The organism is Actinomycetospora sp. NBC_00405, assembly GCF_036044095.1.
Classification (GTDB): domain Bacteria; phylum Actinomycetota; class Actinomycetes; order Mycobacteriales; family Pseudonocardiaceae; genus Actinomycetospora; species Actinomycetospora callitridis.
Map to the genome: position 1 here is coordinate 3278465 of NZ_CP107938.1, position 13749 is coordinate 3292213.

The following is a 13749-nucleotide window of genomic DNA, read 5'->3' on the forward strand; positions in this document are numbered from 1 at the left end:
TCTCCGGAGTCCCCGGACCCGGAGGACGTCGCCGAGGCCGCGGAGCGACTCGCTCGCGCCTCGGCGCTGCTGGTCTGCGCCGGGGCCGGGATGGGCGTCGACTCGGGGCTGCCCGACTTCCGCGGACCCGAGGGGTTCTGGCGCGCCTATCCGCCCTACCGCCGGCTCGGGCTGCGCTTCGAGGAGATCGCCGATCCCGAGCACTTCCACGCCGACCCCGAGCTCGCCTGGGGCTTCTACGGCCACCGCCTCGCGCTCTACCGGGGCACCGTGCCCCATGCGGGGTACGCGGTCCTGCGCCGGTGGGCCGACCGGTGGCCGACCCGGGTGTTCACCTCCAACGTCGACGGCGCCTTCCAGGCCGCGGGGTTCGACGACGAGACGGTCGTCGAGTGCCACGGCGCGATCGGGATGCTGCAGTGCACCCGGCCGTGCCACGACGGGACCTGGTCGGCCGTCGACGTCGACGTCGCGATCGACGAGGCCACGATGCGCGCCCGGCCTCCCCTGCCGGCGTGCCCGCGGTGCGGTGCGGTGGCGCGGCCCAACATCCTGATGTTCGGCGACGGCTTCTGGGTGCCCGGCCACCACGCCGAGCGCATGGCCGCCCACCGCGAGTGGCTGCGGGCCCAGGATGCGCAGGGCCTGGTCGTCGTCGAGCTCGGCGCCGGGACGGCGGTGCCGACCGTCCGCCGGCACGCCGAGCTGGCGTCGGCGGCCTCCGGGGCGCTGATCCGGATCAACGTGCGCGAGCCGGGGATCCGCCACGGTCGCGGGGTCTCCCTGGCCTCCGGGGCGCGGGCGACGCTCGAGGCGATCGACGCGGCCCTCGCGGCGTGATCAACGGGGACGTCGTCAGGAGCAGCGAGTCGAGGGGAGCACACCGATAGAGGTTCGCTGCCTCCTAGACCCCCGTGAGGCCGGCGAGTGTGAGACCGCGGGCGGCGGCGACGCGCTCGGCCTCGTCGTCGAGGCGCGCGCGGACGTCCGGTTCGAGCTCCGCGACGGGAGCGACCTCGATCGTCAGGCGCTTGCCCGACGCGCGCGGTCGCCAGGTCCCCACGATCTCGCCGTCGGCGAGCAGCGCACCCGGGTTCCCGATGACGCGGTAGAGGTCCTTGCGCACCGTCGGGTCGGGCGCGAGGACCTCGCGGTCGCGGGCCTGGAGCATCGGGTCCAGCGGCGGCAGGAAGCGCACGAGGTCGGGCTCCGGGGCGCCGAGCGCGGCGTCGAGGTCCGCGGCCGGCAGCCACGCCGGCCGGCCCTCCACCCGGACCTCGACCAGCTCCGGCAGGGCGGCCTCCCACCCGGGGGCGAAGGCGGTCGGGGACGTCCCGACGAAGTCGGCGACCTCGCGGGGCCCCGCCGGGCCGAGCACCCGCAGGTAGTCGAGCACCAGGCGCGCCGCGCGGGCCGGGTCGCCCTCGACCGGGCGGGACCAGTCGGGCGGCGGCGGGGTGAGCAGCAGCGTCTTGCCCGTCGCGTCCAGGCCGACGCCGACCGGCAACGCCGAGAGCCGCATGAGCTGCTCGTTGACGTGGACGCACGCGCAGGGCCGGCAGTCGCGGAGCAGCGCGTCGGGCAGCAGCTCGGTGACGGCGGTGCTCGCCGCGCCCTTGGTCATCGGCTCGGTGACGACCTCGGCGAGCGCGTCGGCCGCCCGGTCGATCGCCTCCCGCGCCGGGATGCCGACCCGCCGCTGCTCCGGTCCGCTCCAGTTGAGGCGGGCGCCCGCGTCGGCGTCGTCGAACGGCCGCGCCGCCGCCGCGATCGCGTTGCGCTGCGGCGTCGGGTGGTGGTGCGGGGCGCCGCGGTGGGTCCAGCCGTCGGTGAGGCCGTGGGCTGCCGGATCGAAGGTGGCGGTGTCGACGTCGCCCTCGGTGCGCGCGGCGAGGACGAGCCGTGCGGTGGGGCCCGAGTCCTGGATGCCGAGCGAGGCCAGGGCCGCGATCGCGTCGGCGCGGTCGCGGTGCAGGCCCTGCGCGGCGATCCGGTGCGCCATGACCTGCTCCCGCGTCATCGTCTCCACCATGGTGGTCAGCTTTCCGCACCGTGCCTGACACCTCCCGTCAGGTTGCGGGGGAAGATGGGCGCGTGAGCTCGGTGCGCGCGGTGCCCGTCACGACGGACATGGACGGGGACACGCTGTCGGCCGACGACGCCTGGCACACCGCGCGCCGGATCGGGCTGGTCGCGCTGCTGCGGGACGCGCTGGTCCGGTTCCGCTTCGGCGACGGGTTCAGCCACGCGCGGGGCTTCGCGCTCCAGCTCGCGCTGGCGATCGTCCCGCTCGTCATCGCGGGCAGCGGCCTGGCGACGGCCGTGGGCGCCGAGTCGGTCGCGCAGGTCGTCGCGCAGACCGTCGTGGCGGTGTCCCCCGGGGCGGGCGACCAGCTGCTCGCCGACGTCGTCGCCCGCGGGCCCGCCGAGCTCCCCGAGGAGACGGGCGGCGACGACACGCGCTCGGAGAACGTCGGCGAGTTCGCCGTCGCGTTCGGGTTGATCACCGCGTTCCTCGCCATGACGAGCGCGATAGCCCAGCTCGAGCGCGGCACCAACCGCATCTACGGCACCGAGCGCGACCGGCCGTTCCTGCGCAAGTACACCCGCGCCGCCGTCCTCACGCTCACGGCGGGGTCGTCGCTGGGGCTGGGGCTCGTGCTGATCATCGCGGGCGGGCCGCTCGGCGACGCCGTGGAGCAGGTGTACCGCTGGGGCGACGTCGCGGAGACGATCTTCGACGTCCTGCGCTGGCCCGTCGGGCTCGCGGCCCTCGTCGTCGCCGTCACCGTGCTCTTCCGGCACTCGCCGCGGCGGCACCAGCCGGGGCTCTCCTGGCTCGCGCTCGGCGCCGGCCTGACCGTCATCCTGTGGCTGGCGGCGTCGGGTTGCGTGGCGCTCTACGTCGCCGTGTCCGGGGACTTCAGCGACACCTACGGCCCGCTCGCCGGGATCATGGCGCTGCTGCTGTGGGCGACGGTCACGGGCGTCGCCCTGCTCCTGGGGATCGCCGTCGCCGCGCAGCTCGAGGGGGCGCGGGCCGGGATCGGCGACCCGCTGCTGCGCGACGACGACGCCGACGGCATCCCGGACGAGCTGCAGCCCGAGCCGCAGGACCGGCAGTCGGCTGAACCCGTGGCGCCGGACGGGGGACGTGCCTGACAGGACATGTCAGGGATGGGGTAGGACTGACCCCGTGCGCGCCAGCCGGCTGCTCTCCGTACTCCTCCTGTTGCAGAACCGAGGACGGGTGACCGCGCGCGAGCTCGCGGACGAGCTCGAGGTCTCGATCCGCACGATCTACCGCGACATGGACGCCCTCTCGGCGTCCGGGGTGCCCGTCTACGCCGACCGCGGCCCGGACGGCGGCTACTCGCTCCTCGAGGGTTACCGCACCCACCTGACCGGCATGACCGCCGAGGAGGCCGACGCGCTCGCGCTCTCGGGGATGCCCGAGGCCGCCGCCGAGCTCGGTCTCGGGCGGGTGCTCGCGGCGGCGCAGCTCAAGGTGCAGGCGGCCCTGCCCGGGGAGCTCTCCGACCGCGCGGGCCGGATCGCCGAGCGCTTCCACCTCGACGCCCCCGGCTGGTTCCGCGAGGCCGACCACGTCCCCACGCTCACCGGCGTCGCGGACGCGGTGTGGAACCAACGGGTGGTGCGCGTGCGCTACCGGCGCTGGGCCACCGGCGGGCGCGAGCCGGAGGTGGAGCGCGAGCTCGAGCCGCTCGGTGTCGTCCTCAAGGCCGGCACCTGGTACCTGGTGGCCCTCCCCCACGGGAGCGACCCCGGAGCGACGCCGCGCACCTACCGCGTCGCCCGCATCCTGGCGCTCGAGACGCTCGACGTGCGCTTCGACCGGCCCGAGGACTTCGACCTCTGGAAGTACTGGCACCGGCGCACCCAGGAGCTCACCGACGCCCTCTACCAGGCCGAGGCGACCGTGCGCCTGTCCCCGCGGGCGATGGAGCTGGCTCCGGCCCTCCTGCGCCCGCACACCGCCCGGGCGCTCGCCGAGGGCAGCTGGCCGACCGACGACGACGGCTGGGTGCGCGCGGTCATCCCGATCGAGTCGCTCGCCCACGCCCGCTCCGAGCTGCTGGGTCTCGGCGCCGAGGTCGAGGTGCTCGCCCCGGTCGCCCTTCGCGAGCAGATGGCCGACGTGGCCCGGACCCTCGCCGGGCTCTACGCGGGCTGACGCACCGGTCGCGCGGGCGATCCACGCGCGGGCCCGGTCGACGTCGGCGGCGGGCACCGCCCCGAGGCGCACGGCCAGCACCGCGTGGACCACGAGGGCCAGGGCGATCAGCGGCAGGTCGAGGCCCGGCCCGGCGACGGCGGCGAGGGCGAGCACGCCGGTCATGGCGGTGGCCGCGACGAGCCAGCCGGCCGCGGCGCGCGCGGGCAGCGTGCCCGGCCGGTGGTGGCGCAGGTAGACGGTGCCGAGCGCGCCGACACCGACCCAGGCGCCGACCGCGAACCCGGCGGCCGCCCCCGCCGCGCCGTACCCCGGCACGAGCAGGGCCATCGTGGCGACCTCGGCGATCGCGGCGGCGGGGATGCGGGCGGCGGCGGCACCGGCGAGGCCGCGGGCGAACAGCGCCTTGAGCAGCATGTCGCCGAGCACCAGGCCGAGGGTGCCGACGGCGATGAGGCGGGCCAGAGCGCCGGCCGCGGCGTGCTCGACGGGGAAGATGCGGCCGACCAGCGCGTCGGGGGTGACGACGAGGACGAGCAGGACGGGGACGAGGGCCAGGGGCACCCAACGCATCGCGGCGACGACCCAGCCATGGGCCTCCGCGGCGTCCCGGGCCCGGGCGATGAACGGGAAGACGGCGTCGGACAGGGTGCTGCCGACCAGGAACGGAGCCTTGGCCAGGAGCGCGGCGGCCTGGTAGGTGCCGATGGCGGCGAACGTGACGCCGTGCGCGTGTCCGAGCGGTCCGAGCAGCAGGACGTCGAGCGTGGCGATGAGACCGAAGCCGGTGGTGCCGACGGCCATCGGCGCGGCGGCGGCGAAGGAGCGCCACCCGGCGAGCGCGCCACGCAGCCGCGGCAGGCGGTCGCGCATCGTCCACCAGGCCCAGAGCGCGGCGACCGCCGCGCCGAGAAGCAGGCCCCAGCCGACCCCGACGGCGCCGGTCCCGATCAGCGCCACCGCGCCGACCCCGACGCCGACCTTGACCAGGACCTCGACGATCCGGGCCCCGCTGACGGCCGCGAAACGCCGCGCGCCCTGGAGCCCGCCGAGGAGCACCTGGCCGAGCGCGACGAGGACGATCGTCCCGGCGGCCACCACCGTCAGGCCGGGGCCCACCCCGGGGAGGATCGCGCCGGTGGTCAGCTGGACGACCGCGAACCCGAGGGCGAGCGCCGTGCCGAGGCCGACGTTGCCGACCAGCGCGGAGCGGAACGCGGCGTCGACCTCCGCGGCCGCCCCGGGGTCGCCGTCCTCGGCGCGGGCGACGGTGCGCGCCAGCGCCCAGGGGAACCCGGCGGCGAGGACCGTGGTGGCCAGCAGGAGCACGGTCAGCAGCACGCTGACGACACCGAACTCCGCGGCCGGCAGCAGCCAGGTCAGCGCCAGCCCGAAGCCGTAGTGCAGGGGCGCGGTCAGGACGATCGCGAGCATCAGGACGGCCGTCCCGGCGGCGGCCTCCTGGTGTCCCCGTAGCGTGCGCATCGTCTCCGGCCCTCTCCCTGCGGCGATGGCACCAGCCTCGCGGCGGACGGGATCGGGCAGGAGGGAGACGACCCCCCGACCAGGTGGGGCACGCCCTACTTCGGGCGGAGGGCGGCCGGAGTACGTCAGCGGCGGACCGTCGCAGACACTGAGTGTCCGTAACGCCACGCAGACGGCTCGGAGTTGTCCACAGGGATGAGCGCATCCCGTGACATCCCCGGACTTGTCCACAACCCGGCCGAAACGCCTCACGGAGCCGAGCCCGGACGGCGATCCTCGATCCGTGCGACGAGGACAGTGGGCCCGCGAACGAGATCGGCTCCGTGCCGCGAGCTGGGAGGGCGTCATCTCGATCGACGAGCTGACAGCGCTCGGCGTCCCCGAGCGCACGGCCTACCGGCGCACGCAGGAGGACGGGCCGTGGACGCTCCTCGCGCCGGCGACGTTCCTGCTGTCCAACGGTGAACCGACCTACCGCCGGCTCGAGATCGCGGCGCTGATCTACGCGGGCGAGGGAGCCATGATCACCGGGCTGGGCGGAGCGCGACACCACGGCGTGCGGCGCGGGGACGAACCGACCACCGTGCACGTGCTGATCGCCGAGACCCGCCGGGTGCTGAGCACACCGCGAATCCTCATCGAACGCACCCGGCGTCTTCCACAGCCCGTCGTCCGCGACGGCCTCGCCGTGGCGCCGCTCGTTCGCTGCCTCACCGACCGCGTTCGTCGGATGAAGGACCTGACGGCGATCGCCGCTCTCCTCACCGAAGTCGTGCAGCGCAGGATGGTCCTCCCCGCCGCCCTACGCCACGAACTCGACCAGGGCTCGAGAAAGGGCACCGCCGCACCACGGAGGGTTCTCCCCGCCCTCGAGGACGGGGTCTGGTCCGCGGCGGAGTACGAGGGCCGCGACTTCTGGATGGCGCGTGAGGACCTCCCGACGATCGAGTGGAACGTCCCGATCTACGACGAGCACGGCCGGTTCCTCGCGATCGCGGACGGGCTCGTTCGCGAGCTCGGGTTCGTCTGGTTGCTCGACTCCGTCGAGTACCACTTCGCCACCCCCGACCAGGTGCGAGCGACGCTCGCCTATCACCGTCGCCTCCGAGCCGCGGGGCTCCACGTCCTGAGCACCCGGCCCGCGCAACGACGTGACGATCCCGACGGCCTGTACGCCGACATCCTCGACGCGCTCGCCACGGCGGCGCTCCTCCCGCCACCACGCGTGCGGTACGGCGCGCCCGCCGCCTGAACAAGTCGCGATCGAGTGCGTGGCGTTACGGACACTCAATGTCTGCGGCGCCACGCCGCTGACATTTCAGAGCACCCCGCACACACGCCGGAGCCCCGGCCCCCACGAGGGGGACCGGGGCTCCGGGCGTGCAGCGGGCGGAGGGCTTACTCCGCCGCGGCGACCTCGGGGGTGTCGGGCACCGGGGTCGGCTTGGCCTCACCGCGGAAGGTGAAGGTGGCCGTCTCCGGGGCCTGCTTGGTGACCCCGTTGTCGTCGGTCTCGGGCTCCCAGCCCTCGACGTCGACCAGCACGATCTGACCGCCCTCGATCTCGCCGAAGAGAATCTTCTCCGAGAGCTGGTCCTCGATCTCGCGCTGGATCGTGCGGCGCAGCGGCCGGGCCCCGAGCACCGGGTCGAAGCCGCGCTGGGCGAGCAGCTTCTTCGCGTTGTCGGTGAGCTCCAGGGACATGTCCTTGTTCTGGAGCTGCTTCTCGGTGCGCCCGATCATCAGGTCCACCATCTGAACGATCTCCTGCTCGGTCAGCTGGTGGAACACGATGATGTCGTCGATGCGGTTGAGGAACTCGGGACGGAAGTGCTTCTTCAGCTCGTCCGTGACCTTGTTCTTCATGCGCTCGTAGTTCGAGCCCGCGTCCGAACCGGACTGGAACCCGAGACCGACGGCCTTCGAGATGTCCTGCGTGCCGAGGTTCGACGTGAACACGATGACCGTGTTCTTGAAGTCGACGATGCGGCCCTGACCGTCGGTCAGGCGACCGTCCTCGAGCACCTGCAGGAGCGTGTTGTAGACCTCGGAGTGGGCCTTCTCGATCTCGTCGAAGAGCACCACCGAGAACGGCTTGCGGCGCACCTTCTCGGTGAGCTGGCCGCCCTCCTCGTAGCCGACGTACCCGGGAGGGGCACCGAAGAGCCGCGAGGCGGTGTAGCGGTCGTGGAACTCACCCATGTCGATCTGGACGAGGGCGTCGTCGTCACCGAACAGGAACTCCGCGAGCGCCTTGGTGAGCTCGGTCTTACCGACACCCGAGGGGCCGGCGAAGATGAACGAGCCCGAGGGGCGCTTCGGGTCCTTGAGGCCGGCCCGCGTACGGCGCATCGACTGCGAGACCGCCTTGACGGCGTCCTCCTGGCCGATGATCCGCTTGTGGAGCTCGTCCTCCATCCGGAGCAGACGGGTCGTCTCCTCCTCGGTGAGCTTGAAGACGGGGATGCCGGTCCAGTTGGCCAGCACCTCGGCGATCTGCTCGTCGTCGACCTCCGCGACGACGTCGAGGTCACCCGACTTCCACTGCTTCTCGCGCTCGGTCTTCTGCCCGATGAGGTTCTTCTCCTCGTCGCGCAGCCGCGCCGCCTTCTCGAAGTCCTGCGCGTCGATCGCGGACTCCTTCTCGCGACGGACGTCGGCGATCTTCTCGTCGAACTCACGCAGGTCCGGCGGCGCGGTCATGCGACGGATGCGCATGCGGGCGCCGGCCTCGTCGATGAGGTCGATGGCCTTGTCCGGCAGGAAGCGGTCGTTGATGTAGCGGTCGGCCAGGGTGGCCGCCGCGACCAGCGCCGGGTCCGTGATCGAGACGCGGTGGTGCGCCTCGTAGCGGTCGCGCAGGCCCTTGAGGATCTCGATGGAGTGCGCCACCGAGGGCTCACCCACCTGGATGGGCTGGAAGCGGCGCTCGAGGGCGGCGTCCTTCTCGACGTGCTTGCGGTACTCGTCGAGGGTGGTGGCCCCGATGGTCTGCAGCTCGCCACGGGCCAGCATCGGCTTGAGGATCGACGCGGCGTCGATCGCGCCCTCGGCGGCACCCGCACCCACGAGCGTGTGGAGCTCGTCGATGAACAGGATGATGTCGCCGCGGGTGCGGATCTCCTTGAGCACCTTCTTGAGGCGCTCCTCGAAGTCACCGCGGTAGCGCGAGCCGGCCACCAGCGACCCGAGGTCGAGGGTGTAGAGCTGCTTGTCCTTCAGCGTCTCGGGGACCTCGCCCTTGACGATGGCCTGGCCGAGACCCTCGACGACGGCGGTCTTGCCGACGCCGGGCTCGCCGATGAGGACCGGGTTGTTCTTGGTCCTCCGGGAGAGGACCTGCATGACCCGCTCGATCTCCTTCTCCCGGCCGATGACCGGGTCCAGCTTGCCCTCGCGGGCCGACTGGGTGAGGTTGCGACCGAACTGGTCGAGCACCAGCGAGGAGGACGGCGTCCCCTCGCCACGCTGGCTGCCGGACTCCGCGGGCTCCTTGCCCTGGTAGCCCGAGAGCAGCTGCAGCACCTGCTGGCGCACACGGTTGAGGTCCGCGCCGAGCTTGACGAGCACCTGTGCGGCGACGCCCTCGCCCTCGCGGATGAGCCCGAGCAGGATGTGCTCGGTGCCGATGTAGTTGTGCCCGAGCTGCAGCGCCTCGCGCAGCGACAGCTCCAGCACCTTCTTGGCGCGGGGGGTGAAGGGGATGTGGCCGGACGGGGCCTGCTGGCCCTGACCGATGATCTCCTCGACCTGCTGGCGCACGCCCTCCAGGGCGATGCCCAGCGACTCGAGGGCCTTGGCGGCGACGCCTTCGCCCTCGTGGATCAGCCCGAGCAGGATGTGCTCGGTGCCGATGTAGTTGTGGTTGAGCATCCGGGCCTCTTCTTGGGCCAGGACGACCACCCGCCTCGCGCGGTCGGTGAACCTCTCGAACATTCGTCACTCCTGACTGCTGCGCCGGCGGTCCTCCACCGAGTGTCCACGAAGGAGCGGCCCGGTGGCCCCTTGGCTGGTGCCCGATGACGGATCGGGACGCCCACGATGCCCAAGCTGGCAGAACACCGCAGCCCCATCCTAGTCGTCGCGCGAGACGTCACGGGGCGGTGACGGTTCCCCGCCCGTGACGACGGTCACGCGCGCCGACATCGATCCTGCACCCCGGGCCGCTGGAGCCCGGGGAACCATGACCTCTCCAACCACCGGAGACGTTCGCCTCATCCCCGCGAGGCGTTCGCCACGGGCGAACCACCCACCCGGGTCAGGTCACCGCGGTCACGGCGCGTAGCCCATCACGTCGAGGCCGAGCGGCGACACACCCGCGCGCGGGCCGGCCCCCGCCCGGTCGATCCCGAACGGCACCGGACCGGCGGTGCCCTGCTGCAACGACTCCTCGGACACCACCCGGCCCTCGAGGATGAAGGTGTCGAACTCGAACGGCAGGCCGTTCGACGCGAGCGGGTCGGGGCGGTCCATCACGTGGAAGTGCAGGTGGGGTGCATCGGTGTTGCCGGAGTTGCCCAGCTTGCCGAGCACCTGGCCGCGGCGCAGCTGCTGCCCCACGGCGAGGTTCAGCGGGTTGCCGGTCTGCAGGTGCGCGTAGAAGGCGTACCGCCCGCCGCCGATGTCCTGCACGACGTGGTTGCCCCCGTACTGCTGCAGCGTCAGGCCGCTCGGGTTCGCTCCGGGCGACTGCTGCGGGAGGTCGCCCACGAGCCCGACGACCGGCCCGTCGGCGACGGCCAGGATGTCGGCGCCCACGTAGGCGTAGCCGGCGATGTCCGTCGGCGGCCCGCTCATCATCCGGCCGGACGCGTCGAGCCGGACGTAGTCGATGGCGAAGCGTTCGGGCGCGAACAGCTGCCCGTCGATCGGGCTGACCGCGCCCCGGTGCGCGCCCAGGCGGCAGCAGCTGTCGCCGTCGAGCCACCCGGGTCCGCGCAGCGGCGGCGAGATGCGCGCCGGCGGCGTCCGGTCGACCGCCGTCGGCGCCACCGTCGCGGTCAGGGTCGGCGGGGTGAGCGGCGGAGACGGCTCGGCGAACGCCGTCGTGAGGCGGTGCTCGAGGCGGGCGGGCACGGGGTCGGTCGGCGCGAGGGTCACGTCCAGCCAGATCAGCCCGCCCTGGCCCCCTTGCAGGTCCCGCGAGCCCAGCTGCCCGCCGAACGGCTTGATCCAGGCGGCGAGGGCGTCGCCCTCCAACCGCAGCAGCGATCGGCCGTCGCCGACGACCTCGATCGCGTCGATCGTGGCAGGCGAGCCCAGGATGTTGTCCACCTGGAGCTCGTAGGCCAGGTGCACCCGGCCGTCCGTCGCGGGCACCGGGACCGGGGCCCGGAGCACCGACGCCGCCACCGGGGTGAACACCGACGCCCCGCCGGCCACCGTGTCCGGGGCGGACGGGCCGCCGAACGGGCCCTCGACGGACGCGACGCCGGCCACGGGAGACGCCGACGGGGGCGGCGGACCCCCCGCGGGCGAGCCGCACGCCGCACCCAGCAGCACTGCCGCGAGCACGGCCCCGATCGCCGCCGCCCGCCGAGGCCCACCTGTGCGCACGCCGTCTCCCCCGGGTCCCGACGCCGGAAACTGTCGGGGATCCGACGGAGGCGTCGACCGGGAAACGTAGGGAGCCGATGATCCACACGCTGTCACCGGCGTGACAGCACCTCTGGGCCGGAGGAGTGATCCACGGCCGACCCCTTCCGGGAGGTGGCATGACGACGACCGCGGCGGCCGTGCCCGTCGGTGGCCGGCGCGAGGACGTCCGGGGCGCGCTCCTCGCCTGCCCGCAGCTCCACGGCCTCAGCCCTGCGGCCCTCGACGCGCTGGCCGGTGCCGCGTGGGTGCGCCACTACGCCGCCGGGGACACGGTGTTCCGCACGGGCGAGACCTGCGAGTCGATGTTCGTGCTGCTGCGCGGCGCCGTGGTCTCGCGGACCTGCTCGTCGGACGGCGACGTCGTCGACGTGGGGGTCGCCGCCGCGGGGCAGGCCTTCGGGTACTTCGAGGTGCTCCGGCCGAGCCCGCGGACCGAGGACGCCGTGGCGCTGCGCGACGCGACCGTGCTCGTCCTGCCCTCCCCGGTCGCGCTCCGCGCGCTGCGCACCAGCCCCGACACGCTCTTCGCCCTGCTCGGGGACCTCGTGCGGATCGTGCGGCTGCAGAACCGGGCCGTCGTCGAGCGCGTGTTCCACCCGGTCACCCACCGCGTCGCGACCCTGCTGCTCGAGCTCGAGCACCGGGACGACCGGATCGACCTGGGCGGGCCGCAGGTGCTGCTCGCCCAGCGCCTCGGGGTGGCCCGCCAGACGCTCAACACGGCGCTGCGCAGCCTGGCCGCCCGGGGCCTGCTCGTCGTCCACCCCGGCGGCCGCACGCTGACGGTCGATCGCGCAGCCCTGGCTGCGTACGCCTCGGATCGCTAGTGCGCCTTGTGGTACGCCTCGCTGACCTCGCTCGGGATACGGCCACGCTCGGAGACCGTCATGCCCTGCTTGCGGGCCCACTCGCGGATGGCCTGGTTCTGCTCACGGTCGACGGCGGCACGCCCGCCCGACCCGCTCGCACGGCGCGAGCCGGACGACGACGACGCCGCGGGGGTCGACGACCGCCGCCGGCCGCCGCTGCGCCGGGCGTGGGCCACGTAGTCGGCGAGCCGGTCGCGCAGGGCGGCCGCGTTGGCGTCCGACAGGTCGATCTCGTACGTGGCACCGTCGAGCCCGAACTCGACGGTCTCGTCCGCCTCCGACGAGTCCAGGTCGTCGACGAGGGAAACCACGACTTTCTGCGCCATCACGCGACCTCCGTCAAGAACCGACCATGAATGTGGCCGGACCCTATTTCCGGAGCCGGGAGTTGTCGAGTGACGCGCGTCGCCCGGCGCGATTTTTCGCGGGACGGCCACAATTGAACGTCAGTCGGGGATCCCCTTGTTGTCCGGAACGACGACACCGAACATGTCGCTGATCGCGGCCAGGCTCGCCGCCTGGAGGCTCGCGGCGGAAACCGTGCCGTCGGGTCCGGGCAGTGCGCGGGTCGCGGTGGCCCCGGCGACGACGGACGGGGCGAAACCGGCGCTGAAGGCGCCGCGGGCCGTCGAGTTCACGCACATGTGCGTCATGAACCCGGCGAGGACCAGATTCGTCACGCCCGCCCCGCGCAGGTACTCGTCGAGGTCGGTGCCGACGAAGGAGTTGGGGAAGTTCTTGACGATGCGGTGCTCGCCGTCGCGGGCGGCCACGCGGTCGACGATCGCGCCGATCTCGTCGTGGACGTCGTAGGGCGTGCCCTGACCGGCGTCGTGCTGCACGTGCACGATCGGGATGCCGGCGCTGCGCGCGCGGTCCAGCAGGGCGGCGGCCTCGTCGATGGCCGGCTCGACGTTCTCGAGGGCCATGACGCCGCGGGTGTAGGTGTTCTGGAGGTCGATCATCACCAGCGCGGAGTCGCGCAGGCTCGCGGGCGTCGCGGGCATGCCGGTCAGCTCGCGCAGCGTCGGGGACGGGGTGCTCATCCTTGAACTCCTTGTCGGAGGGGGGTCGTGAACGTGCGAGGGGCGCCCCGGCTGCGTGCCACGCAGTCAGGGCGCCCCTCGATCGTGCTCTGCTCTGAGACCGCCCTACAGGTCGCCCAGCTCGCGCATCTCGTCGTCGGTGAACAGCCGCGAGCGGATGATGAAGCGCACGCCTTCCGGCGCCTCCACCGAGAACCCGCTGCCACGCCCCTTCACCACGTCGACGGTGAGGTGCGTGTGCTTCCAGTACTCGTACTGCGACGAGGACATGTAGAAGCCGATCGGCTTCTCCAGCCCCTCGATCGTGAGATCGCCGAGGTGGACGTCCGAACCGCCGATCTTGAAGTCCCCGTCCGGATAGCACATCGGGGCGCTGCCGTCGCAGCACCCACCGGACTGGTGGAACATCAGCGGTCCGTGGATCTCGGTGAGCTTCGGCAGCAGTTCCGCCGCCGCGGGCGTCACCACGACCCGGGCCGTGCCCGACCCCGGCACCGCGGTGACGGGTTTCGTGACGTCGGTGTCCGTCGTGGCCTCGGTCATGGATCCTCCTCGA

Annotated in this window: 11 protein-coding genes and 1 pseudogene; 5 read left to right on the forward strand and 7 right to left on the reverse strand. The window is 73.2% G+C overall.

The window, feature by feature from the left end; all coding sequences use genetic code 11:
• Positions 1-90: 90 nt before the first annotated feature.
• Positions 91-840 (forward strand): SIR2 family NAD-dependent protein deacylase, encoded by a 750-nt coding sequence (locus tag OG774_RS16115; RefSeq protein ID WP_328302209.1) that lies wholly within the window; start codon positions 91-93, stop codon positions 838-840.
• Positions 841-904: 64 nt separating this feature from the next.
• Here the strand turns inward: OG774_RS16115 and OG774_RS16120 are convergent, their stop codons facing one another.
• Positions 905-2020, reverse strand: a complete 1116-nt coding sequence (locus OG774_RS16120) for a winged helix DNA-binding domain-containing protein (protein WP_328302210.1) — start codon at positions 2018-2020, stop codon at positions 905-907.
• A gap of 74 nt (positions 2021-2094) precedes the next feature.
• On the opposite strand from OG774_RS16120, the gene OG774_RS16125 reads away from it, so the two are divergent.
• The gene (locus OG774_RS16125) at positions 2095-3162 is read left to right on the forward strand and encodes a YihY/virulence factor BrkB family protein (RefSeq protein ID WP_328302212.1); all 1068 of its coding nucleotides are present in this window, start codon (positions 2095-2097) and stop codon (positions 3160-3162) included.
• A gap of 34 nt (positions 3163-3196) precedes the next feature.
• On the forward strand, positions 3197-4195 hold the full coding sequence (locus OG774_RS16130; RefSeq protein WP_328302216.1) for a helix-turn-helix transcriptional regulator: 999 nt from the start codon (positions 3197-3199) through the stop codon (positions 4193-4195).
• Between the two features lie 552 nt (positions 4196-4747).
• Here the strand turns inward: OG774_RS16130 and OG774_RS29835 are convergent.
• Positions 4748-6028 (reverse strand): annotated as a pseudogene (locus OG774_RS29835) (oligosaccharide flippase family protein); the annotation flags it as partial.
• On the opposite strand from OG774_RS29835, the gene OG774_RS16140 reads away from it, so the two are divergent.
• Entirely contained in the window at positions 5964-6932 is a 969-nt protein-coding gene (locus OG774_RS16140) for a hypothetical protein (RefSeq protein ID WP_328302220.1), read from the forward strand. The pseudogene OG774_RS29835 and the gene OG774_RS16140 overlap by 65 nt on opposite strands.
• 146 nt (positions 6933-7078) lie before the next feature.
• Here OG774_RS16140 and OG774_RS16145 read toward each other — a convergent pair whose 3' ends face one another.
• Both OG774_RS16145 and OG774_RS16150 read right to left on the reverse strand, forming a co-directional pair.
• On the reverse strand, positions 7079-9616 hold the full coding sequence (locus tag OG774_RS16145; RefSeq protein WP_328302222.1) for an ATP-dependent Clp protease ATP-binding subunit: 2538 nt from the start codon (positions 9614-9616) through the stop codon (positions 7079-7081).
• A gap of 336 nt (positions 9617-9952) precedes the next feature.
• Positions 9953-11236 carry a M23 family metallopeptidase gene (locus OG774_RS16150; protein ID WP_328302225.1) on the reverse strand — a complete coding sequence of 428 codons (1284 nt, stop codon included), beginning with the start codon at positions 11234-11236 and terminating at the stop codon, positions 9953-9955.
• 158 nt (positions 11237-11394) lie between these two features.
• Here OG774_RS16150 and OG774_RS16155 point away from each other — a divergent pair, with 158 nt between their 5' ends.
• The gene (locus OG774_RS16155; RefSeq protein ID WP_328302227.1) at positions 11395-12105 is read left to right on the forward strand and encodes a Crp/Fnr family transcriptional regulator; all 711 of its coding nucleotides are present in this window, start codon (positions 11395-11397) and stop codon (positions 12103-12105) included.
• On the opposite strand, the gene OG774_RS16160 is transcribed toward OG774_RS16155, so the two are convergent.
• The 3 genes from OG774_RS16160 to OG774_RS16170 all read right to left on the reverse strand — a co-directional run bounded on the left by OG774_RS16160 (position 12102) and on the right by OG774_RS16170 (position 13736).
• Positions 12102-12473 (reverse strand): histone-like nucleoid-structuring protein Lsr2, encoded by a 372-nt coding sequence (locus tag OG774_RS16160; protein WP_328310983.1) that lies wholly within the window; start codon positions 12471-12473, stop codon positions 12102-12104. The genes OG774_RS16155 and OG774_RS16160 overlap by 4 nt on opposite strands.
• Positions 12474-12593: 120 nt before the next feature.
• Positions 12594-13193 (reverse strand): cysteine hydrolase family protein, encoded by a 600-nt coding sequence (locus OG774_RS16165; protein WP_328302229.1) that lies wholly within the window; start codon positions 13191-13193, stop codon positions 12594-12596.
• Between the two features lie 105 nt (positions 13194-13298).
• Entirely contained in the window at positions 13299-13736 is a 438-nt protein-coding gene (locus tag OG774_RS16170) for a DUF779 domain-containing protein (protein WP_328302230.1), read from the reverse strand.
• Positions 13737-13749 lie beyond the last annotated feature (13 nt).